Genomic DNA, 442 nt, shown 5'->3' with positions numbered 1-442 from the left:
AAGAAGCAGGTCAGTCTGACTAAAATTAGTCATGATATTTCCACCTTTAATTAAAATTCCCTTTTTGGCTCCATTCCCTATCCCTGCGACATTACTGACAGGAGGTCCAATGGCAAGGGCACCCGGACAACCTAAAACTAATAAAGTAATTGCCAACTTGATATCTTGACTGACAATGAAAATTAAAAAAGAGAGAACTAAAACACTAGGAATATAATATTTTGCGAAACGGTCAATAAATTTTTCAGCAGAGGATTTTGTATCTTGAGCTTCTTCCACTAATTCAATAATTTTACCAAAGGTGGTATCCTCTCCTACCTTTTCAGCTTGAATCAAAAGACTTCCATTTTCAAGAAGTGTTCCAGCAAAAACCTTATCTCCGACTCCTTTTTTTATTTCAGCGGACTCCCCACTAATACTTGATTCATTGACAAAACCAGCC

General features: G+C 36.9%; 1 protein-coding gene. It reads right to left on the bottom strand.

The window, feature by feature from the left end; genetic code table 11:
- The coding region (locus tag JKP73_RS22090; RefSeq protein WP_498370536.1) for a P-type ATPase actuator domain-containing protein at window positions 1-442 on the bottom strand (442 nt) is incomplete at both ends.

The organism is Virgibacillus salexigens (assembly GCF_014905415.1).
GTDB lineage: Bacteria > Bacillota > Bacilli > Bacillales > Amphibacillaceae > Virgibacillus > Virgibacillus salexigens.
The sequence above is the reverse complement of the archived record's forward strand: the minus strand, read 5'-3'. Positions and strand labels throughout refer to the sequence as shown.